Source organism: Limnohabitans curvus (assembly GCF_003063475.1).
GTDB classification, from domain to species: Bacteria; Pseudomonadota; Gammaproteobacteria; order Burkholderiales; family Burkholderiaceae_C; genus Limnohabitans; species Limnohabitans curvus.
The window spans coordinates 1,218,006-1,238,039 of sequence record NZ_NESP01000001.1 but is presented as its reverse complement, the minus strand read 5'-3'; the positions used below and the strand labels follow the sequence as shown (position 1 = coordinate 1,238,039).

Genomic DNA, 20,034 nt, shown 5'->3' with positions numbered 1-20,034 from the left:
GTTGTTATGGGACAAGAGGTTGGAAGACACAAGGGGTTCAACATGCTTGATGCGTGGTGGTTTTGGCTGTTTGTAGCCGTGATGGTGTTTTGGAGCGTGGGCGCCTACCGCCGTTTGGTGGGCTTGCGCACGGCGGTGAACAAGCAGTTTGCGGTGCTCGAAGAGCTCATGCTGCGCTACCAAGCGCTGGTGCAAGAGGCCACGACGGCTGCGGTGACTTCGCCTTCGGGCTGGCAAACCGCGGTGTCACCCGAGTTGGGTGCCAGTCACTGGACACGCTTGCAGGTGGCCGCCAATTTGTCGGCCATGGCTTTGGCGCGCATGCAAGAGCATCCGTTGGATCCTTCGTCATCCATTGCGCTGGTCGCGACCAGTCGTGATTTACAAGACGCGTGGGAAGCCCTCACGCACCCCGATGTGTATTACGTGTCGGTGCCCGCAGAGCTGACGCAGCGCTGGACGGAGTTGGGTATCTCGATCCAACCTGATTTGCAGCGTTTCAACCAAGCGGTGGCCCATTACAACGACGCGATTGATATGTTCCCAGCCACTTGGATGGCACGTTTGTTCAAGTTCAAACCCGGACGCATTTTGGGATGAGCGAACACACGTCTACCTCCATCCCTTTGTGGCAACAGCTGCAAGCTGTTGCGCAAGCCTTGGCGCAAGTGCGTCGTGGTGTCTCTGGCACGGCCGCGCTAGACGCGGTCCCATCAGCGCTGCGTCCCGGTGTGCAAGCCTTGCTGTTTCAAGCGCTGCGACAACTCGGCCGTGCGCAAGCCCTACGTGCGCAGTTGGCCTCGCGTGCGCCCGCCCCGCTGCCCGATGCGCTGTTGTGCACGGCACTGGCCTTGGCGTGGGACCCAGAGAACGCGCCCTATGAGCCGCACACCTTGGTGAACCAAGCTGTTGAGGCTGCCAAGCAAACCCGCAGCTTGCAAATGCAAGCTAACTTTTTGAATGCGTGCTTGCGCCGTTTTTTGCGTGAGCGCGATGCGCTTGTGCGTGCCACCGACAACGATGTGCATGCGCAATGGAACCACCCCGAGTGGTGGGTCAAGCGTCTGCAAAAAGACCACCCAGATCATTGGCAAGACATCTTGCGCGCCAACAACCAAGCGGCACCCATGACATGGCGTGTCAACACCGCACGCACCAGTCGCGAAGCTTTGCAAACGGATTGGGCCAACCATGGTTTGCCGTCCCATCCTGTGGGTGAACAAGGTTTGGTGCTTGAGCAAGCGCACAACGTGCGTGACATCCCTGGTTTTGCCGAAGGCTTGTGTTCGGTGCAAGATGCAGCGGCCCAATGTGCCGCGCAAATTTTGTTGAATGGTTTGGCTCCTGCGCATCAACCGCTGCGCATCTTGGATGCGTGTGCGGCACCGGGCGGCAAAACAGCACATTTGCTGGAGATGTTGAACGACCAGTCCGAGGTCATCGCCTTGGACATCGATCCACAGCGTTGTGAGCGCATTGCGCAAAACATGCAACGCATTGGGCGCAGCGCCAAAGTCATTGCGGCAGATGCCGCGTTGACCAAAACTTGGTGGGATGGTCAGCTGTTTGATGCGATTCTTTTGGATGCACCCTGCACAGCCTCTGGCATTGTGCGGCGTCACCCCGATGTGCGTTGGTTGCGTCGAGAGGCGGACATCGACAAACTCGCGGCGATTCAGAAAAACTTACTCAAGCAGCTTTGGCCCTTGGTGAAGCCCGGCGGTCGTTTGCTGTATTGCACGTGCTCGGTTTTTAGAGCCGAGGGCGAGAACCAGGCCAAAACGTTTGTTGAACACAACACCAATGCCCGTTTACTGCCGTCTCTGGGCCATTTAAGGCCTCAAACCCATGCAACGACGGCCTTGCTCACCGACAATCTACCAGGTGACCATGACGGCTTTTATTACGCACTGCTGGAAAAACTTCCTACGCCTTGATCTGCCTTTCTCAGGTGGCGTCAAGCGCGTGCGGTCGCTGTGCGCCGCTGGGTTGGTCGTGTGTTGCTTGGCCTTCGCTGGTGCGGCACACGCGGATACACCTGTCGATTTGCAGGGGCTTCAGCTAGAGCGCCAAGAAGCGGGGCTTTATATGTCTGGTCAATGGCGTTTTGATTTGCCGCCAGCCTTAGAAGATGCTTTGCTCAAAGGCATCACGCTTTACTTTGTGACCGAAGTCGAGATCAACCAAGAGCGTTGGTACTTTTACAACCAACGTGTGGCACGTGCGGAGCGTCATGTGCGCTTGTTCTACCAACCACTCACACGCCGTTGGCGCGTCAATATTTCTCCGCAAGCGTTCAGCCAGAGTGGCTTAGGCGTGAGCCTGGGGCAGAGTTATGACACCGCGGAAGAGGCCATGAGCGCCGTGCGGCGCATCATTCAATGGCGCATTGCGAATGCCGCCGATGTTGCTTCGGATGCCAAGCAAACTATCAGCATCAATTTCAAACTCGACCTCAAGCAACTGCCCCGACCTCTGCAAATTGGCGCAGCAGGCCAGAGTGACTGGAACATTGGCTTTAGCAAAACACAACGCCTGGAGTTGGCGCCATGATTGAGTTGGCTGAAAAGCGGGTGCGCCTTTCACGCTTTCAGTTGAGATGGTTGCTGGTCATCAGCGCCACGGTGGTGTTGGGTCTGGGCTTGGTGTTGTTGTTCTTGCTGACGCAAGCCACGGACAACCGAGAGCTGTACGAACGCAACTACCGCCAACTCTTTGGCTTGAATGTGGTGGTCGCAACTTTGTTGATGGGCGTGATTGCTTGGCTGTCCATTCGCTTGTTGCTGCGCCTGCGTCAAGGCAAATTTGGCAGCCGCTTGTTGCTCAAAATTGCGGCAACTTTTGCCTTGGTTGGTTTTGTTCCTGGCTTGCTGATTTACAGCGTGTCATACCAATTCGTTTCGCGCTCCATTGAGAGTTGGTTTGATGTGAAGGTCGAGGGTGCGCTAGACGCAGGCCTGAGCTTGGGCCGCACCACACTCGACACCTTGGCGAATGACTTGGGCCAAAAAACACGTTCGGCAAGCGTGCAAATCAACGATTTGCCAGACGCCTCTGTGGGCGTGGCGTTGGATCGCATGAAAGACCAGCTGGGCGCCGATGACGTGATTCTGTGGAACACCTCGGGCCAAGCCTTGGCCAGTGCCGGCGATTCACGTTACAAAATCAACCCTGAGCGGCCCAGTCCTGCACAACTTCGCTTGGTTAAAACACAAAGTGTGGTCACGGCCGTTGACGGTTTGGACGAGGCCGATTCTCTGGGCACGGCCAAGGCGCGTATTCGTGCGTTGGTGTTGGTGGCCCCTTCTGGTTTGGGTTTGCTGATTGAGCCCCGTGTTTTGCAAGTCACCAAAGCTTTGCCACCCACCTTGGTCAGCAACGCCTTGGCGGTGGAAGTGGCGTATCGCGAATACCAAGAGCGTGCGCTCGGGCGTGAAGGCTTGCGCAGCATGTACATCGGCACTTTGACCTTGAGCTTGTTCTTGGCGGTGTTTGGTGCGGTGTTGTTGGCCGTGCTGCTGGGTAACCAACTGGCGCGGCCTTTGTTGATGTTGGCCGAAGGTGTGCGCGATGTGGCGGCGGGTGATTTGAGCCCAAAGCCTGCACTTCAAGGTCGCGATGAATTGGGCGGCTTGACACGTTCATTCGCCCAGATGACGCAGCAATTGGCCGATGCCCGCTCGGCAGTGGACCGAAGCATGTTGCAGGTGCACACCTCGCGCGCCAACTTGCAAACCATTCTTGACAACCTCACGGCGGGCGTCATTGTGATGACGGACAAGGGACTCATCAAATCTTCCAACCCTGGCGCCACGCGTATCCTGCGCGTGCCGTTGGCCGCTTGGGAAGGTCGCTCGTTGAGCGACATTGAAGGACTTGCCGAGTTTGCGCAGCATGTGCAATCGGAGTTTGATGGCTTCTTGGGCGAACGCAGCCAACACGGTCTAGACCATTGGCAGCAGTCTTTTGAGCTGCATGCCACAGCCATCAGCCCTGCCGTGCAATTAACGGACGATATGCACCAGCACATCACTCTGCTCGCGCGTGGTGCCGTGCTGCCCAACAACGGACGCTTGCTGGTGTTTGACGATATTTCTGAAATTGTGTCGGCCCAGCGCGCGCAAGCGTGGGGCGAAGTGGCGCGTCGATTGGCGCATGAAATTAAAAATCCACTCACCCCCATTCAGTTGTCGGCAGAACGCTTGGAAATGAAACTCACGGGCAAGTTGCAAGAGCCCGAGCAACTCATTTTGAACAAGTCGGTGAAGACCATCGTGGACCAAGTGGACGCCATGAAGCGTTTGGTGAACGAGTTCCGTGACTACGCCCGCTTGCCAGTGGCTGAACTCAAACCACTCGACCTCAACGCCCTGGTGCAAGACGTGATGCAGCTCTACGGGACAGAAAATGCTTCTGTTCCCGTACACGCCCAGCTGGACCCCACTTGTCCCATCATTCAAGGGGATGCTCAGCAGTTACGCCAAGTGGTGCACAACCTGTTGCAGAACGCACAAGACGCCACTGAGGGGCAGACGAACCCGATGGTGTCTATTGCCACGCAATGGGTACCTAGTTCGGGGCGTGTGCGTTTGGTGGTGCGAGACAACGGGCCGGGCTTTCCACCCAAAATCTTGAACCGTGCGTTTGAGCCCTATGTCACCACCAAGTCTCGTGGCACGGGTCTCGGCTTGGCGGTGGTGAAGAAAATTGCTGATGAGCATTCGGCGCGAATTGACCTCAAAAATCGCGGATTACAGGGGCGGGTGATTGGTGCGCAAGTGTCGTTATCATTCCAAGTTGCAGAATCGCAACAAACCCAACTCATTTAATTCAGCGAGACAAATTTAGACATGGCAAACATTCTGGTGGTGGATGACGAGTTAGGCATTCGGGACCTCTTGTTTGAGATCCTCAATGACGAAGGTCATGCGGTTGAAGTTGCAGAAAACGCCGCACAAGCACGCATGGCTCGACAAGCCTCGCGCCCAGATTTGGTCTTGCTTGACATTTGGATGCCTGACACCGACGGTGTGACGCTGCTCAAAGAATGGGCGGGCGCGGGCTTGTTGAACATGCCTGTCATCATGATGAGTGGCCACGCCACCATCGATACCGCCGTCGAAGCGACCCGCATCGGCGCGCAAGCGTTCCTTGAAAAACCCATCACCATGCAAAAGCTGCTCAAAGCTGTTGAGCAGGGATTGGCGCGCAAACCTTTGGCTTCGGCGCCTGCGAAAGTTGGGTTGAACTCAAACAAAGACGCGTCAGGCGTATTTGTGACGCCGCAACCGGTGGTGCTACCGCCAACGCATCAGAGCTTTGATTTAGAGCAGCCTTTGCGTGAAGCACGCGATACGTTTGAACGTGCTTACTTTGAATACCACCTCACGCAAGAGAGCGGCTCGATGACCCGTGTGGCAGACAAAACAGGTTTAGAGCGCACGCATTTGTATCGCAAGCTCAAGCAGCTCGGTGTGGATTTGTCCAAAGCCAAGCGCGTGGCTTGAACTGGCGTCAGGTTTCCGTCGTTGGCGGCACGGGTTCTCTGGCTTTTTCGCGCAAGTACTGAATCAGTTGCGTACGGCGCGCCAGCCAACGCAGGCCCAGTGCGCCAATGACGGCGCCGTTGATATCGCCGATCACCATGTACATGAGCTGATTCGGATCCACCAATTGAGATGTGTCCAGCATCGACCACAGCAAGTGGTGTGTGAGTGCGTTCAGTAGTGCGTAAAACAAAGCCAGTTGGAGCACGTCATCTAACCGTGTGAGAGAGAGTGCGCGTTTTTGCATAAAACGCATCAACATGACAGCCAGCGCGGCACTGCCCGCAGAGATGGTCGTGTTGGCAATGCTCAGCCATAAACTGTCGTTCATCCAAAAGAACAGCAAAGCACCACCAAAAGCCGAACCCAAAGTGCCCCACAGCAGCCCGAGTACCAATACATTGGCCAAGCGCAAAAAGCTGGGTAAATAGATAAAACTGATGTGTCCTGTGACCTCAAGCCCGCTGAATAACCAGTTGTTGGCCAGGTGTGTGGCGCAATACAAGCAGCCCGTCAAGATGACCAAGATGAGAATGGTTGGATCTTTGTAAGGGGAGGACGGATCGAAAATGCTATTTTTCACGGGCCACTATCTTAATAGCCGCGCCAGAGGGTGTTACAATATTTCTCTCGGCCCGGTAGCTCAGTTGGTAGAGCAGCGGATTGAAAATCCGCGTGTCGGCAGTTCGATTCTGCCCCAGGCCACCAATCCAAGACGCCCAACTGTTCTCAGTTGGGCGTTTTCATTTGGGGCATCCCCAGAGCACGCGGGGTGTGGCGCAATTCTACGTGTGCCAACCCCCTCCGGTACTTGGGGCGGTATTGCCCCCCAAATCTCATACTCTGCCTTCTCTTCTCACGAAACTTCTGCAAACCCTCACGCTGTGGCACACGCAGAACGCCTTTCACGGCAACAACTTACGCGTGTGTCGGATACGAAGGTTTTGCTATCGACTTGCTGAGGCAAACCATGAGGTTTGTGTGTTGTCGCACACAACGCTTTGAGAAAACACCCTAGAAAGTAGTCACCCAGCGGAGCACGGCATCGAGTAAAGCCCCGGTCGTTGCACCGTGACCACCAACTCTCGGTACGCCATCAACGGACGATCAACTCCCGGTTTTCCTTTGTCACGGGACTTCACCTTGAACACATCAATGGGCTTGTCGCTGTCCAAGCCTGCACGCTCCATGATTCGCTCGGCTCGCATGGGCTCACCCTTGAACGACCAAAGCGACTGGAACACCGAAGCCTGCGCCTCGGTGAGGTTGATGTGGCCATGCTCTGGCAGCAGCACCGTGCGGAAGTCGTCCGCGAAGGGGCCGTAAACCGGTTTGGCGGGCTCACGTGGCGTTTCTGCCGGGTGGTGGCCCTGTGGGGCGATAAAGGCGATGCCGTCGCCGTAAAAGGCGAACCGCTCCTGAAGTGGCAGCCACTCGATGTCGGCAGCGAATGGGTGCGCAGTCTGGTCCATCGGCTTGGGTGTGATGACCCGCAGGCTCGCACCCTTGACCCGGAAACTATCGAGGATCGCAGGCGCACGAACTAGGGTGGCCAAGCTGCGAGCCAGAATGACCGGCCCTTGCCTGGCGTCCCCCAACCGCCAAATGCCAGGGCCAACCTGATCAATGCCGTCGCGGCTGTTGATCTCCAGTGCCAAGCGCAACTTCTGGCGCAGCCAATCCTCGTTGAGCATGACTGCTGCCAGATCCTGTGGTTCGATTTGGACGGGGCCGCATTCGGGGCATTGGCAAAGCCTGCCGCCCTTGCCATCACCGACGACTTGCCCACGGTGCAGGTTGCAATGTGGGCAAAGTACGTATTGCTGATTGACGGGCGCAGCCTTTATGGCGGAGCCGAGCAAGGAGCATGCAGCCAGCTCGTGAGGGGACAACGCCCAGCGATGGACGTGCGTCCCCTCAGCGAACAAGCGGCAGACCAATGACCAAGCATGATGTGAGTTCACGCTCACTCCTGGTACGCAGGTTCGGACAGGAAGGCGTCTTCACCGGACTGCTGCTCAGTGGCGTTCAGCGTTTGGTCGGCACCCAGAATGCCGAGGGCAACCAGGTAGCCTTCGAGCTGGGCTTGCATCTTGGCGTCGAACTTGTGAAGGTTCAGTCGGCCTTTACGGGTGATCTCGATGGTGATGACCTTTGATCGCATCTTGCCTGGTTCAGGTGGGTAGTAGAGGTTGATGTGCGCCGAGTTGATCTGCCAGTTGCGCTTGAGCGGGTTCTCGTTGGGGAAGGACTCTGCGATCAGTTCGGTCACACATTGCTGGTCGCTCGATGCGGTTGCCGTGCATTCAACCTTCAGGTCGCCGTGGGGGCTGAGCAGTGAAAGGGTCTTAACCTGCACCGCCATGAACCCATCGGTGGTCAGCGCCTGGGGCACATCAAAACCCAGCCGCAACGCAGACAGGTCAAGTGTGGGCGGCTTGATGCGGTGTGCATCGACTTTCGTGCCCAGCAGATGTTCTGCGAATGCTTCCAGCAGCATGTTGTGGTACTTGACCCCTCCCTTGACCAGGGTGCGCGCCACACCGGTCTTGGCCGAATACTCCAGCACCATGTGGATGTTGGGATTGCCGACGCGACGGGTCAGGTTCGAACCTTCGAACTCCAGACGCAGCATCGCCAGATCCTTGACGTGGACCGTCAGCAAATAGACGTCGGGGGAGCGCTCCAGCACGTATGCCACGCTGCCGTCGCCGCATTGCAATTCCCGCTGATAGAACGCTGAGATGGACTGGCGCATGCCGAGCATTGCGGCTTCGGAGGTGTTGGGCTTACGTTTGACGCCCAGATCGTTCTGTTGTGCCTGGGTGCCATGGCGCTCAAAGAAGTCCACATCCCCGGCCAGATCAAAGAGCTCGGGGTGGTTCACGTACAGCCAGAACGAGCGATGAATGTCACTTTGGTTGGCAACGAGCCCCATCAAGGCTGCACCGTTTTGCCTGGCCACCTGAAACATTGCTTGTTTGCCCGCCGCATCCCCGAGTCCAACGCTTGCCATGAGTTTGGCAATGAGTGCGTCACGGCCAATTTCGTCGGGCCAAGACCGGATAGCCTCGATCACGGTCTGGGTGACCTCTTGGCCATCAGACCAGGAGAGGTCATCGGGTAAAGGCAAACCATTGGCCGCCAAAAAGGTCTGCAAAGTGGTGTCTACGGGCAGCTCAAGCAGCACATCGACAAAGGTTTTTTTCATTTTCTTGGTCCTTGTGAAATGTCGGTGTTCTGCGTGCAGGGGATGCTGGCGCTGGCCGACGGGTGGTAAACAAATATCCCATCAAAGTAAAGTGGCGAGATACAGCGTAATTGTGTCCCGCTTATTTCCGCTTGTCAAACCACGTAGAACATCTGGGCGGATGGTGTATCTTGGTGCTATACTTTTAGGCTGACTTGATTCAGATAGGAGCTTTGCCATGGCATCGACCTTAGGAGCGCGTTTACGGCGTTTACGAGAGGCCAAGAAGCTGACATTGCAGCAAGTAGCCGATGCGGTTGGCTGCACCAAGGCATACATCTGGGAACTGGAAATGAAGGAGGGCCAACGCCCTTCTGCCGAGCGGATTCACCTGCTGGCCAAGGTTCTGGGGGTCACGATGGAGGACCTCATGAACGAATCAAACGAGCAAGTACCTCAGGCCTCCGTTGAAGACGTGGCGTTTTTCCGCCATTACGCTGGCATGACGGAAGAAGAAAAGCAGCGTTACCAGCAAGCCCTCAAACTGATGTTCCCAACAGCGGGGCAAGAGGAAACCAAGAGTTGAGTGACAGCGCTCAACTGACCCCGAGCAAAGCGGCCAACACAATCCTGCGATGGATTCGTGTGGCCAGCGGAGAAACGGCTGCCTTCACCGATCTCGACATGGTTCGCGAGGGGTTGCCTGGGACGCCTTACGGCGAAGGTGTGAAGATCATCAAGCCGCCTATGGCATCCCCAATCAAAAGCTCTGAGGGGATGCTAGTTTGCAACCCGGACGATCCAACTGAGTGGGGCATCTTCGTCAATGAAGATTCAAGCCCGGAGCGTCGGCGATTCACGATCGCGCATGAGCTCGGACACTTCGTGCTGCACCGAGCCAAGCGACGCACATTCAACTGCGACAAGGCCGCTGTGCATCTCAGCTTGGAAAGCGCAGGTGTCATCGAGCGTGAGGCAGATGAATTTGCCAGCAATCTATTGATGCCTGGCGATGTCCTGCGTGATCGCATCACAAGTCAAGACGTTGACCTTTACTTGCTCAGTGGCTTGGCCAAAACATTCGGCGTGTCGTTCGAGGCCTTATGCATCCGCTTCATCAAGTTCACGGAGAAGCGTGCGATCTTGCTGCACTGGGACAACGGCTTTCTCAAGTACGAATGGCGTAGCCGCAGTGCTGTGCTGAGCAACACCCGCATTCGAAGGTTGAGTGATCCTGCAGAGCCTCTGCGCGATACCGTTGCAGCAGACGAGTCCATCACGCAGGAGTGGAACGGGATCGATATGTCCGCCGCAGTTTGGTGCGTCGGTGAACAGCCCTACATGAAGCTGCAGGAATTCAAACACAGCTACGGCGGGCGAGATCGCGTGCTGACGTTGTTGATCCTTGAAGATGCTGAACCGCGCAGGTGGGATAACTCCTGGCAGGATCAGGAGAGCTTCGACAGCTTCGATCAGTTCACATCCAGCGGTCAGATGCCGATTAGAAAATAGGCATATCATGATTTCGGTGGTGTCTCATGCAGCGGCCCCAAATACCTCTGCGCCAGTGACTAGCCCAGCGATGGGTCGAATGGCTATATAGGGTAAAGGCCGACTGTGCCGTGGCTACATACTTCGCAACGGTGTGACACCACCACCCTAACTTTTATTGATTACGCGTTTCAGTGATGCAGAAACCTACCCCCGAATTGGTCAAGCAACTGAGGCGTCAACTGGACTTCATCCGAAACTCTGCCTCTGCATACGATGCAGGTCACTCCGAGGAAGCATTGCGCATCGGCGTAGCTATCCGTGTCTTGCTCCACGACACGAAATTCAGCAGTTCTTTGCTGAATCAAATGGGTCGGAAAGAATCTTTAAAGCTGATCACCACGGCCAAAGAAATTCCAGAGGATCTGCTTGCTGAACTTGATTTTGGAGAGTGCCTGGCGGGCATGGTGATCGGCAGTTCCATTGAGTACTCTCCCGTGCCAGACGGGATGCCAACGCTCAGTTGCATCGAATGGTGGGCACAGCCCGTCTTTATTCGCGACAAAGTCATGTACACCCGGAAAGATGTCGTTCTGTCAGCTGCCAACAAAGACGGTGGCGCTCATGTGGATGAGCCTGACGAAAAGCTGCAAGCCCTTCAAACAGCCTTCTGGACGAAGACGCAAACTAACGCGGATGGCAAGACCACAACCATACCGATGGAAGACAATCATTTTCGAATGCTGCGCAGGTTCGCCGACGAATTGCTGTTGAGTTCAGAGTTACTTGTGTTGGCGAATTGAGTTCTGAACAGGGCGTGACCTGGTGGCCGTGACAGTGACCGAGTGCAATAGGCGTACTTTGCTCATCTACGAGCATGTTGGTCCAAACACGTTACGCGAAGTGACCTTGACTAATAGCATAAGAAGCGTTTTCTACTGGAACGCTGACCATGCACAACAACGAACAAATCTCTAATTTCAGGGCTGGCGCAGCCCCCCGACACCCGCAACAAGAAGTCGTCGATCTAATCGCAGTGGCCCTGCTGCGATTGCGCGAAGCTGAATCATCTGCGCAGAAACCTTCACCTATTCGCGACAGTAGGAAGGTTTCACTTGGCTTCGCTGGCCAGAAGAGCGTGAATGCAAACACCGATCACTAAGAAGGAGTTTGCACATGACGACACACGCACAACAATCAAAAACGGTATCCATCGCGGCGCAAGTCGCGCAGCTTCCGCACCTGCCCATGCAGAACATATGGGCCATGTGGGACGCGCATTTTGATGAACGACCACAGCACCACCATCGCACCTGGCTGGAGTCCCGACTGGCCTACAAGATTCAGGAAAAGGCCTTCGGTTCACTCAAGCCGACGACGCGTAGGAAGCTTGAGGAAATCGGCGAAACAGGGGTTCTTCCCAAACGCTTGCAAGGTGATGCGGATCGCCTGCTGCCCGGCACCATGCTCAGCCGTTTCTTTGATGATCAAGAGCACAAGGTGGTCGTGCGCGGCGTGCGCGACTTTGAGTACCGTGGCCAGCGGTTCAAGAGTTTGTCGGCGATCGCGCGGTTGATCGCTGGTTGCCCATGGTCGGGACCTGCCTTTTTTGGGTTGAAGTCCACCAAGAAGGGGGTCGCATGAGAACCTCCCGCACCTCAGTGGCAAGCACGCCCTCGTTCATTCCCAAAAAGCGATGCGCCATCTACACGCGCAAGTCGACCGATGAAGGATTGGACCAGGAGTACAACAGCCTGGAAGCACAACGCGATGCCGGTCTCTCATTCGTGAGCAGCCAACGCCATGAAGGTTGGCTGGCGCTGGATGACACCTACGACGACGGCGGATTTTCCGGCGGCAATATTGATCGTCCTGGACTCAAACGCCTGATGGCAGACATTGAGGCCAGAAAAATTGATGTGGTGGTGGTCTACAAGATTGACCGTCTCACGCGCAGCTTGCCCGACTTTGCCAAGCTCGTGGAGGTGTTCGATCGCAACAACGTCTCGTTTGTCTCGGTCACCCAACAATTCAACACGACCACATCAATGGGGCGGCTGACGCTCAACATCCTGCTGTCCTTCGCACAGTTTGAACGTGAGGTCACGGGCGAACGCATCCGAGACAAGATCGCAGCCAGCAAGGCCAAGGGCATGTGGATGGGTGGTACGCCCCCGCTGGGCTATGACGTGGTTGATCGCAAACTGCTGGTCAACGAGCGAGAGGCCAGTCTGGTGCAGGACATCTTCCGTAGGTACGCAGAGCACGGTTCCGCAGCACGCCTGGTACGTGAGTTGGAAATCGAAGGTCACAGCACCAAGTCCTGGGTCACACAATCCGGCCAGCATCGTGCGGGTCGTCCCATTGATCAGCAGTACCTGTTTTGCTTGCTGCGAAACCGGCTCTACCTAGGTGAGATCAGCCACAAGGGGGAGTTCTTTCCAGCGCAACACACCGGCATCATTTCGCAGGAGTTGTGGGATGGTGTGCAAGCGTTCGTCAACCGGCGCAAGCAAGGCCCAAGGGTGCGAAAAGACGAATACCCGGCGCTGTTGGGCGGTTTGTTATTCGCACCCGATGGCCAGCGCATGATCCATCACTACACCAAGAAAAAGAATGGCCGCATGTATCGCTACTACGTGCCGTACTTGGAAAAGCGACGCAGCGCAGGCGCAACCCAAGATGGACGCGGGCAAAGCATCGGTGCGCTCCCGGCAGCTGAAATCGAGGCTGCGGTTTTGAATGAAATCGAGCTGGCGCTGATGGAGCCGGAGCCATTGATTGGTGTGTGGCGCTCATGCCTGCAGCACAGTGCCGGAGCCGATCTTCAAGAGGACCAGGTGGTGGTGTCGATGAGACGAATTGCTGATGTATGGAAGCAGTTGTTCCCTGCGGAGCAACAGCGCATTGCACAGTTGCTCATTGAGCGCGTGGACTTCAAGGATGGCAGTCTCGACATCCATTGGCGCGAGGATGGTTGGATCGGACTTGACCCAAGCATCGTGGCGCACCCCTATGTGGAAGAGGCCAAAGAGTATGTAGAGGAGGTGATGGCATGACTAACGAGGCGTATCAGGGCAACCCAAGGTTGCGCAATGTGCGAATTGAAGTGGGTGGGGCTGCGCGGCAAATCATGGACGGCACGCAACGTGTGACGATAGTCCCGCTGACGATCCGTCGCAAACAAAACCGCAAGCTCTTGACCCCACCGTCGGGCTCCAGTGCGAACGTCATGTCAGGCGGCATGGACATTCCGATGATCAAAACGCTGGGCAAGGCGTTTTATTGGCAGCGCTTGCTTGATGAGGGCAAGTACGCCACTGCGACAGATCTTGCTCGTGCTTTCAAGCTGGAGCCGGGCTGGGTCGCGGAGGTCCTGCGCATGGCGAATTTGGCTCCCGAGATCATTGAAGCCATCCTGGAGGGTTCCCAGCCACGGCATCTGAATCTGCAGACGATCCGTGGGCGTCATGAGCCCCTGCCACGCGACTGGGAAGAGCAAAAAAAGATGCTTGCCTTTGTGTGATTTGGCTCAGCTTGATTTGACTGAAAACGGCCATAAGCAGTCGGTCATGCCAGAAAATCTAGTGGACTGCTTTAGGCCTTGAAGTACCGCGCAGTCAAGGAAAACTGTCCAAGAGGATGCTTTCTCTTTTTGGGCCATCTCGTAGATTCTGACTTCCTGCGGTGTTGATGGTTCACTCGATGAAACAGGTATGGGATTGGAAACTTCCCCTATCGGATGTGATGAGCACCGTCATGGTGAGCGCCCAAAAGGACAAAGTCATCATGGCGGCGCTTTCCTTTCAGATCAGACCAGCGTCAACTCTACGACGATGTTGCCGCGAGTGGCATTTGAGTAAGGGCAGACCTGGTGGGCTGTGTCGATCAGGTCCTGGGCCACGGCACGGTCCATGCCGGGCAGGCTGATGTCCAGACGGGCGGCGATTCCGAAGCCTGCGGGAATTGGACCAATGTCCACGCTGGCGTCGATGGCCGCATCAACAGGCACCGCGACTTTCTTCAAACTGGCTACATGCTTGAGTGCGCCCATGAAGCAAGCCGAATAGCCCGCTGCAAACAGTTGTTCGGGGTTGGTCGCACCGCCCATGCCGCCGAGTTCTTTCGGTGGTGCCAGCTTGACATCCAGCAGACCATCACTGGAGACTGAGCGGCCGTCACGGCCTCCAGTGGTATGGGCTTTGGCGGTGTAGAGGACTTTGTCGAGTTTAGTGGTCATTTCATTTCTCCATTCAAGGGTTAAGGGATTGATTTAAGCCAGCACGGCTGGCAAAGATTTTTGTAAAACGGTTTTCTGGCCTGTAGCCTTGCCAGCAAGTGCAAAGCCCAGCAAGGTGCCATCCAAACCAACAAATCGGGCGTCCACTCCGTCAGAGAAGGCGTTGACCTGCCAACTTCCTTGGGCGTTCGCGAGTGGCGGCGAGACCACCACTGGCATGGCGGGTGTCTTGACGACCACAGGCATGGCCGGGTAGCGCAAAGTGGCCGGCTGGCCAGCCAGATGCGCTGCTAGAGTGCGTGCAGACTGCATCATAGGCATGACATAGGGCAAGAGCAGACCTTCAACTTCTGCAACGTCGCCCAGCGCGTAAATGTCGGTTTGGCTGGTCTGCAGTTGGCGGTTGACGACGATGCCGCGCGCGGTCTGTAGTCCTGCAGCCTTTGCCAGCGCGATCCGAGGGCGCAAGCCAACAGCCGATAAAACGAGGTCGCTGGCCAAGCGCTGGCCGTTGGCCAGTTCGACCTGCAGACCTTGCGGCGCAGCGAGCACTGCCTGTACCGAGTTGCCAAAGTGAAAACGCACACCAGCGTGCGCAAGCGCCTGCTGCATCTGCTGCCCCGCCTCTAGCGGTAGGAGTCGACCCAAGGGGTGAGTGCCAGGATCGATCACATCAACCTCATAACCGGCCTGCACAAGGTCATTCGCAAATTCGCAGCCGATCAAGCCTGCGCCGATGACGGTCACTCGCTTTGCACCTTCGAGCTGTGCACGAAACGTCGCGTAATCTTGGAGGTCATTGACCGAGATCACCCGGTCCGCTGCATCGCCCTGCAGGGGCAGACGCACCGGGTCAGCGCCTAACGCCAGCACCAGACGGCTGTAAGTCACTGGCCCCAGGGCAGTGGTGACACTGTAGGCGACCGGATCGATGGCCGTCACATCGGTCTTAGCCATCACAGTGACCCCCAACTGCTGCGCCATGGCCGCGCTGGTGGCGCTGACCAGCTGAGCTGCGGTTTTGCCGCTGCTCAGGGCGTTGGACAACATGGGCTTGCTGTAAAAGTCCCCGTTGTCGCGGGTGATCAGGGTGATGGGTGTCTGGGCATCGAGCTTGCGGAACTCCCGGACCAACGTCCAGGCCGCGAGACCCGAGCCTACGATCACCAGGCTTTGTGCAGGCGCAATCATCAAGTGCTCCTGTTCTCTCAGCCGATCTCGACCATTTCAAAGTCGGCCTTGGCGACGCCGCAATCAGGACATTCCCAGTTTTCAGGGATGTCTTCGAAACGGGTGCCGGCGGCGATGCCGTCTTCAGGGATACCTTGGGCTTCGTCGTAGATGAAACCGCAAACAATGCATTGCCAAACTTTCATGATGTTCTCCAAAAATTGAAACGTTGAATCGGTGTGGATGGCTCAGGCCTGAATGGCGTCGAGGGCCTTTTGGTAGTGGTTGGCGTGGCGCTCTTCAACTTTGGCCAAGGCAGCAAAGCGCTTGGCGGCCTTTTCGAGCACGGCCTTGAACTGATCAGCGTGTTCTTTGGACTCGCTGATCTGCTCGTCGATCTCGGCCACGGCAGCGGCGTTGCCTTCCTCCACAGCGGTCTTGCGAAAACCTGGGTACATCTCGCTGTACTCGTAGGTTTCGCCTTCGATGGCGATCTGCAGGGCCTTAGCCGGAGTCATGTCGGTCGCTGGGTAAAGCAGATCGAGGTGGCCGAAGGCGTGCATCACTTCCTGGTCTGCGGTTTGCTCGAAGATGCGGGCCGTATCTTCGTCACCAGCAGCGCGGGCCAGTTTGGCGAAGTAGCGGTACTTGATGTGGGCCATCGATTCACCGGCAAATGCAGCTTCGAGGTTTTGATAGGTTTTGATTTCTGGACGTGCCATTTGAAGTTCCTTTCAGGGGGTGGTTTTGTTGCGATGGATGAATTGTAAAATTTCTCAATCAATCAGTCCAACGGATAATTTTCATTGAATCAATCTAAAATATCGATAACTGACTTGTAGTTACTGAAAGAACACCCCCTATGGCCGCCTTGCCCTCGCTGCGACAGCTGCGCTATCTGCTGGCCTTGGCCGAGCACCTGAACTTCACACGCGCTGCTGAAGCCAGCTTTGTCAGTCAGTCCACTTTGAGCACAGGTCTCAAGGAGCTCGAAGGTACGCTGGGCGTGCAGCTGGTCGAGCGTGACAAGCAGAGCGTGGCGCTGACGGCCGTGGGCGAAGAAGTGGTGGCTCGTGCGAGGCAGGTGCTGGCAGCAGCCGAAGACCTGAGCGATTTCGCTTCTGACGCTTCGCGCCCCATGCAGGGCCGATTGCGTCTTGGAGTGATTCCGACAATTGCACCATTCGTGCTGCCCGCCGTTATGCCTCTGCTGCGCGAAAAATTCCCGCTTCTGGAGCTTGGCCTACGCGAGGACCTGACTGCACATTTGCTGGAGCGGCTGCGAAACCGACAGTTGGACTTTGCGCTGATTGCGCTGCCCTACGACACGCCAGACCTGCGGGTCTTGCCGCTCTATAAGGACAGGTTTTGGCTGGTGGGGCGGGAGAAGGACCCGGCGATCCAAGGACGTGCCATCCAATTGGGTAGCGAGTGGACGGAACGTCTGCTACTGCTCGAAGAGGGGCATTGCCTGCGCGACCATGCTCTTCAAGCTTGCCAGGCAACCGAAGTGGCCAGTGTGGACGGGATCGAAGCCACCAGTCTCCTAACACTGGTACAAATGGTCGCTTCGGGAATGGGTGTTGCGTTGTTACCCGAAATGGCCATCAAGAGTGGTGTCCTGGGTAACTTGCCATTGAAATCCAGACCCTTGGCGCCTCCGGCGCCTGAACGAACGATAGCGTTAGTCACGCGCTCAACATCTGCCCACATGGTGGAATTCGAGGCGATTGCTCAATTGATTTCCTCTGTTCACCGAAAAAAATGAACTGCTCGAAGACCTGCAGCATGAAAGCAGACATTCCAAACCCAAAGACCAGTGACGGCTTTGGGTCGGACTGAGACATTCACGTAACAGCGTCCGACAAAGGACATCAAGACAACATCAACTTTGTGCCTGAACATCAGGCAACTTAACCAGCGGCGAGCCAAGTGCTCGCCGTTTTCATTTGTGCCGGGGCATTGGCGAACCAGAAGTTTCCGTGTGGTTCGCCAATCGGTCCCTCGTATGTTCGCCACCCGAAATCTCCAATGACACCTGTTCCTCAACAACGTCAAAGGAGTACTTCATGCCAGCAACGGCAACCTCACTTACCCGATCGACCCTAGAGGCGATCAACAACCTGTCACCCGGAGATCGCCGGGTGCTCAACGAGAACGAACTGGCCCAGCGCTGGGGCATCAGCCCCAAAACACTTCAGCGCTGGCGCTGCGAAGGTCGTGGCCCCAAGTATCTGAAATTGTCCAAGCGCGTGAGTTATGCGCTCGAGATGATTTTGGATTTCGAGAAGAACGCTCTGCACGTTTCGACTTCCGAGCGCGCGACGGCCTGAAGGGAGTACAGAGATGAACGACTTGTCCATTTTCCCTGCCGACATTGCTGAGATGTCTGTTTCCCAGCTGGCCACCCTGCCTGCGCAGCAACTGGTGGAGGTCGATACCAATTTGGATCAGGCCATTGCCTGGCTCAAAGCGGCTCGCACAAAACTGGATGGTGCTCTGGACCAACGCTTCGGTGCGCAAGGTCGCGAGAGCCTCAACGCCTCTGGGCGTGATTTCGGAACCGCGCACGTCAAAACTGATGGCTTGCACGTGAAGTTCGATCTGCCCAAGAAAGTCTCCTGGGATCAGAAGAAACTCAAGACCATCGCCGAGCGCATCGTCGCCTCTGGCGAAGCCGTTGAGAGCTACCTCGACGTCAAGTTGTCGGTACCTGAATCCCGGTACACGAACTGGCCCCCCTCATTGCAGCAGCAATTCGCCGATGCCCGCACGGTCGAGGCAGGCAAGCCCTCGTTCCACATATCCCCTGAATCGGAGGTCTGATCATGAAACAGCAACTTGTCGCATTTGATTTCGAGGGCAGCCAGGTCCGTGTGGTCACCGACGCACAGGGCGAACCATGGTTCGTGGCAGCCGACGTGCTGTCGACTATCAGCCTTGATCGCAAGGCACTTGAGCGTCTAGACGACGACGAAAAGGGTGTGAATTCAATTCACACCCCTGGTGGAACTCAAGAAATGACCACGGTGAACGAGCCCGGGCTGTATGCCTTGGTGCTAGGAAGCCGTAAGGCCGAAGCCAAACGCTTCAAGCGTTGGGTTACCCACGAGGTTTTGCCTGCCATCCGCAAGACCGGCTCCTATGCCGTGTCCGCCATGGCCGCATTGCCTGCACCTACCCAGGACCGTGTCACTTCGCTGCTCCTGATTGGGGAAGCCGTGGCAAAGGTGCCGGGCGTCAAGGTGGGCATCGCCATGGCGGCGACGCTGACCTGCATTCATGAAAACACCGGCCTGGCCATCGAGACCTTGCGTCGCGCGCTGCCCGCAGCCAACGAGCCGATCTGCTCTCTCAATGCCACGCAACTGGGCAAGCTGGTCGGCCTCTCGGCCAAGACCACCAACCTGCGCCTGGCCAACCTGGGTCTGCAGGTGCGCAACGAGCGTGATGAGTGGGAGCTGACCGAACCGGGTGAGGCATGGGCGGAAGCTCTGCCGTACTCGCGCAATGGTCACAGCGGTTACCAGATCCTCTGGAATCCGAGCGTCGCTCAAGAACTGCGTGAGGTGGCGTGATGGGACTTCCAATCATTACCGCTGATCAGCGCCTGCGCGAGAAAAAAGGGGTGAAGTTGGTTCTGCTCGGCAAGAGCGGCATCGGCAAAACCACCCAACTCAAGACCCTGCCTGAAGACAAGACCTTGTTCGTCGACCTCGAGGCCGGGGACCTGGCTGTCAAAGACTGGCGCGGTGACTGCGTGCGCCCAACCACCTGGCCTGAATTCCGTGACCTGGTTGTGTTCTTGGCTGGTCCCAACCCTGCGCTGCCACCTGAGGCTCCGTATTCGCAGGCGCACTACGCGCATGTCTGTGAGCAGTATGGAGACCCCGCTCAGTTGGCCAAGTACGACTGCTACTTCGTGGACAGCATAACTGTGCTGGCGCGACTGGCATTGATCTGGGCAAAGACACAACCCCAGGCTGTTTCCGACCGCACAGGCAAACCTGACACCCGTGGTGCTTATGGCTTGCTGGGCTCGGAAATGTTGGGTGCGCTCATGCACCTGCAACACGCACGCGGCAAGCACGTCGTGTTCGTGGCCATCTTGGACGAGCGCCTGGATGACTTCAACCGCAAGGTGTTCGTCCCGCAGATCGAAGGCTCCAAGACGGCAGCCGAACTGCCCGGCATCGTCGATGAGGTCGTGACGCTCGCAGAGATCAAGAGCGATGACGGTGAGCCGTATCGCGCCTTCGTGACCCACACGCTCAACCCCTATGGCTTCCCAGCCAAAGACCGTTCGGGCCAGCTCGAAATGCTCGAACCCCCAAACCTGCTTGCACTCATCGAAAAGTGCGCAGCCGCAACCCAACCCCAAAACATCAAGGAGTAAA

24 protein-coding genes and 1 tRNA gene are annotated in these 20,034 nt (G+C 56.7%); 18 read left to right on the top strand and 7 right to left on the bottom strand.

Going from position 1 to position 20,034, the window contains the following annotated elements; all coding sequences use genetic code 11:
- The first annotated feature begins 42 nt into the window (after positions 1-42).
- From B9Z44_RS06240 to B9Z44_RS06220, 5 genes are read left to right on the top strand one after another with little or no spacing between them, the layout of a single operon-like run.
- A complete protein-coding gene (locus B9Z44_RS06240) occupies positions 43-600 on the top strand; it encodes a LemA family protein (RefSeq protein WP_158268535.1) in 558 nt (185 codons plus the stop codon).
- Complete coding sequence (gene rsmB / locus B9Z44_RS06235) at positions 597-1,937, top strand: 16S rRNA (cytosine(967)-C(5))-methyltransferase RsmB (RefSeq protein ID WP_108358428.1); 1,341 nt, start codon at positions 597-599, stop codon at positions 1,935-1,937. The genes B9Z44_RS06240 and rsmB overlap by 4 nt, the downstream gene beginning before the upstream one ends.
- Positions 1,891-2,553: a DUF4390 domain-containing protein gene (locus B9Z44_RS06230; RefSeq protein ID WP_108401974.1), complete on the top strand. Its 663-nt coding sequence runs from the start codon at positions 1,891-1,893 to the stop codon at positions 2,551-2,553. The genes rsmB and B9Z44_RS06230 overlap by 47 nt, the downstream gene beginning before the upstream one ends.
- The gene (locus B9Z44_RS06225; protein WP_108358426.1) at positions 2,550-4,829 is read left to right on the top strand and encodes a sensor histidine kinase; all 2,280 of its coding nucleotides are present in this window, start codon (positions 2,550-2,552) and stop codon (positions 4,827-4,829) included. The genes B9Z44_RS06230 and B9Z44_RS06225 overlap by 4 nt, the downstream gene beginning before the upstream one ends.
- 21 nt (positions 4,830-4,850) lie before the next feature.
- Positions 4,851-5,507 carry a response regulator gene (locus B9Z44_RS06220; protein ID WP_108358425.1) on the top strand — a complete coding sequence of 219 codons (657 nt, stop codon included), beginning with the start codon at positions 4,851-4,853 and terminating at the stop codon, positions 5,505-5,507.
- 7 nt (positions 5,508-5,514) lie between these two features.
- On the opposite strand, the gene B9Z44_RS06215 is transcribed toward B9Z44_RS06220, so the two are convergent.
- The gene (locus tag B9Z44_RS06215; protein WP_108401973.1) at positions 5,515-6,129 is read right to left on the bottom strand and encodes a hypothetical protein; all 615 of its coding nucleotides are present in this window, start codon (positions 6,127-6,129) and stop codon (positions 5,515-5,517) included.
- A 49-nt stretch (positions 6,130-6,178) separates the two neighbouring features.
- Here B9Z44_RS06215 and B9Z44_RS06210 point away from each other — a divergent pair.
- Positions 6,179-6,254 (top strand) — tRNA-Phe (locus B9Z44_RS06210).
- 317 nt (positions 6,255-6,571) lie between these two features.
- Here B9Z44_RS06210 and B9Z44_RS06205 read toward each other — a convergent pair.
- Both B9Z44_RS06205 and B9Z44_RS06200 read right to left on the bottom strand, forming a co-directional pair.
- Positions 6,572-7,510, bottom strand: a complete 939-nt coding sequence (locus B9Z44_RS06205; protein ID WP_108401972.1) for a hypothetical protein — start codon at positions 7,508-7,510, stop codon at positions 6,572-6,574.
- Between the two features lie 2 nt (positions 7,511-7,512).
- On the bottom strand, positions 7,513-8,757 hold the full coding sequence (locus B9Z44_RS06200) for a hypothetical protein (protein WP_108401971.1): 1,245 nt from the start codon (positions 8,755-8,757) through the stop codon (positions 7,513-7,515).
- A 217-nt stretch (positions 8,758-8,974) separates the two neighbouring features.
- Here B9Z44_RS06200 and B9Z44_RS06195 point away from each other — a divergent pair, with 217 nt between their 5' ends.
- The 7 genes from B9Z44_RS06195 to B9Z44_RS06165 all read left to right on the top strand — a co-directional run bounded on the left by B9Z44_RS06195 (position 8,975) and on the right by B9Z44_RS06165 (position 13,753).
- The gene (locus B9Z44_RS06195) at positions 8,975-9,322 is read left to right on the top strand and encodes a helix-turn-helix domain-containing protein (protein WP_108401970.1); all 348 of its coding nucleotides are present in this window, start codon (positions 8,975-8,977) and stop codon (positions 9,320-9,322) included.
- Positions 9,319-10,248 carry an ImmA/IrrE family metallo-endopeptidase gene (locus B9Z44_RS06190; RefSeq protein ID WP_245912771.1) on the top strand — a complete coding sequence of 310 codons (930 nt, stop codon included), beginning with the start codon at positions 9,319-9,321 and terminating at the stop codon, positions 10,246-10,248. The genes B9Z44_RS06195 and B9Z44_RS06190 overlap by 4 nt, the downstream gene beginning before the upstream one ends.
- A 176-nt stretch (positions 10,249-10,424) precedes the next feature.
- Positions 10,425-11,030, top strand: coding sequence for a hypothetical protein (locus B9Z44_RS06185; protein ID WP_108401969.1), 606 nt, complete (start codon positions 10,425-10,427; stop codon positions 11,028-11,030).
- Between the two features lie 149 nt (positions 11,031-11,179).
- Positions 11,180-11,389, top strand: a complete 210-nt coding sequence (locus B9Z44_RS06180) for a hypothetical protein (RefSeq protein WP_108401968.1) — start codon at positions 11,180-11,182, stop codon at positions 11,387-11,389.
- 14 nt (positions 11,390-11,403) lie between these two features.
- Positions 11,404-11,871 (top strand): DUF2924 domain-containing protein, encoded by a 468-nt coding sequence (locus B9Z44_RS06175; RefSeq protein ID WP_108401967.1) that lies wholly within the window; start codon positions 11,404-11,406, stop codon positions 11,869-11,871.
- Positions 11,868-13,286, top strand: coding sequence for a recombinase family protein (locus tag B9Z44_RS06170; RefSeq protein ID WP_108401966.1), 1,419 nt, complete (start codon positions 11,868-11,870; stop codon positions 13,284-13,286). Before B9Z44_RS06175 ends, B9Z44_RS06170 begins: the two co-directional genes overlap by 4 nt.
- On the top strand, positions 13,283-13,753 hold the full coding sequence (locus B9Z44_RS06165; protein WP_108401965.1) for a hypothetical protein: 471 nt from the start codon (positions 13,283-13,285) through the stop codon (positions 13,751-13,753). The genes B9Z44_RS06170 and B9Z44_RS06165 overlap by 4 nt, the downstream gene beginning before the upstream one ends.
- Positions 13,754-14,038: 285 nt before the next feature.
- Here the strand turns inward: B9Z44_RS06165 and B9Z44_RS06160 are convergent, their stop codons facing one another.
- From B9Z44_RS06160 to B9Z44_RS06145, 4 genes are read right to left on the bottom strand one after another with little or no spacing between them, the layout of a single operon-like run.
- Positions 14,039-14,467, bottom strand: a complete 429-nt coding sequence (locus tag B9Z44_RS06160) for an organic hydroperoxide resistance protein (protein WP_108327068.1) — start codon at positions 14,465-14,467, stop codon at positions 14,039-14,041.
- 33 nt (positions 14,468-14,500) lie between these two features.
- Positions 14,501-15,634, bottom strand: coding sequence for an NAD(P)/FAD-dependent oxidoreductase (locus B9Z44_RS06155; protein WP_245912770.1), 1,134 nt, complete (start codon positions 15,632-15,634; stop codon positions 14,501-14,503).
- A 41-nt stretch (positions 15,635-15,675) separates the two neighbouring features.
- Positions 15,676-15,843, bottom strand: coding sequence for a rubredoxin (locus B9Z44_RS06150; protein ID WP_108327073.1), 168 nt, complete (start codon positions 15,841-15,843; stop codon positions 15,676-15,678).
- A gap of 42 nt (positions 15,844-15,885) precedes the next feature.
- Positions 15,886-16,359, bottom strand: a complete 474-nt coding sequence (locus B9Z44_RS06145) for a rubrerythrin family protein (RefSeq protein ID WP_108327070.1) — start codon at positions 16,357-16,359, stop codon at positions 15,886-15,888.
- Between the two features lie 140 nt (positions 16,360-16,499).
- On the opposite strand from B9Z44_RS06145, the gene B9Z44_RS06140 reads away from it, so the two are divergent.
- From B9Z44_RS06140 to B9Z44_RS06120, 5 genes are all read left to right on the top strand, one after another.
- Complete coding sequence (locus B9Z44_RS06140; RefSeq protein WP_108401963.1) at positions 16,500-17,405, top strand: hydrogen peroxide-inducible genes activator; 906 nt, start codon at positions 16,500-16,502, stop codon at positions 17,403-17,405.
- Between the two features lie 301 nt (positions 17,406-17,706).
- Positions 17,707-17,970, top strand: coding sequence for a helix-turn-helix transcriptional regulator (locus B9Z44_RS06135; protein ID WP_211308690.1), 264 nt, complete (start codon positions 17,707-17,709; stop codon positions 17,968-17,970).
- A 13-nt stretch (positions 17,971-17,983) separates the two neighbouring features.
- Entirely contained in the window at positions 17,984-18,463 is a 480-nt protein-coding gene (locus B9Z44_RS06130; RefSeq protein ID WP_108401962.1) for a hypothetical protein, read from the top strand.
- 2 nt (positions 18,464-18,465) lie between these two features.
- Positions 18,466-19,215 carry a BRO-N domain-containing protein gene (locus tag B9Z44_RS06125; protein WP_108401961.1) on the top strand — a complete coding sequence of 250 codons (750 nt, stop codon included), beginning with the start codon at positions 18,466-18,468 and terminating at the stop codon, positions 19,213-19,215.
- Entirely contained in the window at positions 19,215-20,033 is an 819-nt protein-coding gene (locus B9Z44_RS06120; protein ID WP_211308689.1) for an ATP-binding protein, read from the top strand. Before B9Z44_RS06125 ends, B9Z44_RS06120 begins: the two co-directional genes overlap by 1 nt.
- Position 20,034: the final 1 nt, after the last annotated feature.

Excerpts from the sequence above, each read along its gene's own strand:
- B9Z44_RS06230 (WP_108401974.1), top strand. The coding sequence starts at position 1,891 with ATGACGGCTTTTATTACGCACTGCTGGAAAAACTTCCTACGCCTTGAT.
- B9Z44_RS06185 (WP_108401969.1), top strand. The coding sequence starts at position 10,425 with ATGCAGAAACCTACCCCCGAATTGGTCAAGCAACTGAGGCGTCAACTG.
- rsmB (WP_108358428.1), top strand. The coding sequence starts at position 597 with ATGAGCGAACACACGTCTACCTCCATCCCTTTGTGGCAACAGCTGCAA.
- B9Z44_RS06180 (WP_108401968.1), top strand. The coding sequence starts at position 11,180 with ATGCACAACAACGAACAAATCTCTAATTTCAGGGCTGGCGCAGCCCCC.
- B9Z44_RS06170 (WP_108401966.1), top strand. The coding sequence starts at position 11,868 with ATGAGAACCTCCCGCACCTCAGTGGCAAGCACGCCCTCGTTCATTCCC.
- B9Z44_RS06165 (WP_108401965.1), top strand. The coding sequence starts at position 13,283 with ATGACTAACGAGGCGTATCAGGGCAACCCAAGGTTGCGCAATGTGCGA.
- B9Z44_RS06140 (WP_108401963.1), top strand. The coding sequence starts at position 16,500 with ATGGCCGCCTTGCCCTCGCTGCGACAGCTGCGCTATCTGCTGGCCTTG.
- B9Z44_RS06130 (WP_108401962.1), top strand. The coding sequence starts at position 17,984 with ATGAACGACTTGTCCATTTTCCCTGCCGACATTGCTGAGATGTCTGTT.
- B9Z44_RS06145 (WP_108327070.1), bottom strand. The coding sequence starts at position 16,359 with ATGGCACGTCCAGAAATCAAAACCTATCAAAACCTCGAAGCTGCATTT.
- B9Z44_RS06160 (WP_108327068.1), bottom strand. The coding sequence starts at position 14,467 with ATGACCACTAAACTCGACAAAGTCCTCTACACCGCCAAAGCCCATACC.
- B9Z44_RS06175 (WP_108401967.1), top strand. The coding sequence starts at position 11,404 with ATGACGACACACGCACAACAATCAAAAACGGTATCCATCGCGGCGCAA.
- B9Z44_RS06195 (WP_108401970.1), top strand. The coding sequence starts at position 8,975 with ATGGCATCGACCTTAGGAGCGCGTTTACGGCGTTTACGAGAGGCCAAG.
- B9Z44_RS06135 (WP_211308690.1), top strand. The coding sequence starts at position 17,707 with ATGCCAGCAACGGCAACCTCACTTACCCGATCGACCCTAGAGGCGATC.
- B9Z44_RS06225 (WP_108358426.1), top strand. The coding sequence starts at position 2,550 with ATGATTGAGTTGGCTGAAAAGCGGGTGCGCCTTTCACGCTTTCAGTTG.
- B9Z44_RS06125 (WP_108401961.1), top strand. The coding sequence starts at position 18,466 with ATGAAACAGCAACTTGTCGCATTTGATTTCGAGGGCAGCCAGGTCCGT.
- B9Z44_RS06200 (WP_108401971.1), bottom strand. The coding sequence starts at position 8,757 with ATGAAAAAAACCTTTGTCGATGTGCTGCTTGAGCTGCCCGTAGACACC.
- B9Z44_RS06150 (WP_108327073.1), bottom strand. The coding sequence starts at position 15,843 with ATGAAAGTTTGGCAATGCATTGTTTGCGGTTTCATCTACGACGAAGCC.
- B9Z44_RS06240 (WP_158268535.1), top strand. The coding sequence starts at position 43 with ATGCTTGATGCGTGGTGGTTTTGGCTGTTTGTAGCCGTGATGGTGTTT.
- B9Z44_RS06120 (WP_211308689.1), top strand. The coding sequence starts at position 19,215 with ATGGGACTTCCAATCATTACCGCTGATCAGCGCCTGCGCGAGAAAAAA.
- B9Z44_RS06220 (WP_108358425.1), top strand. The coding sequence starts at position 4,851 with ATGGCAAACATTCTGGTGGTGGATGACGAGTTAGGCATTCGGGACCTC.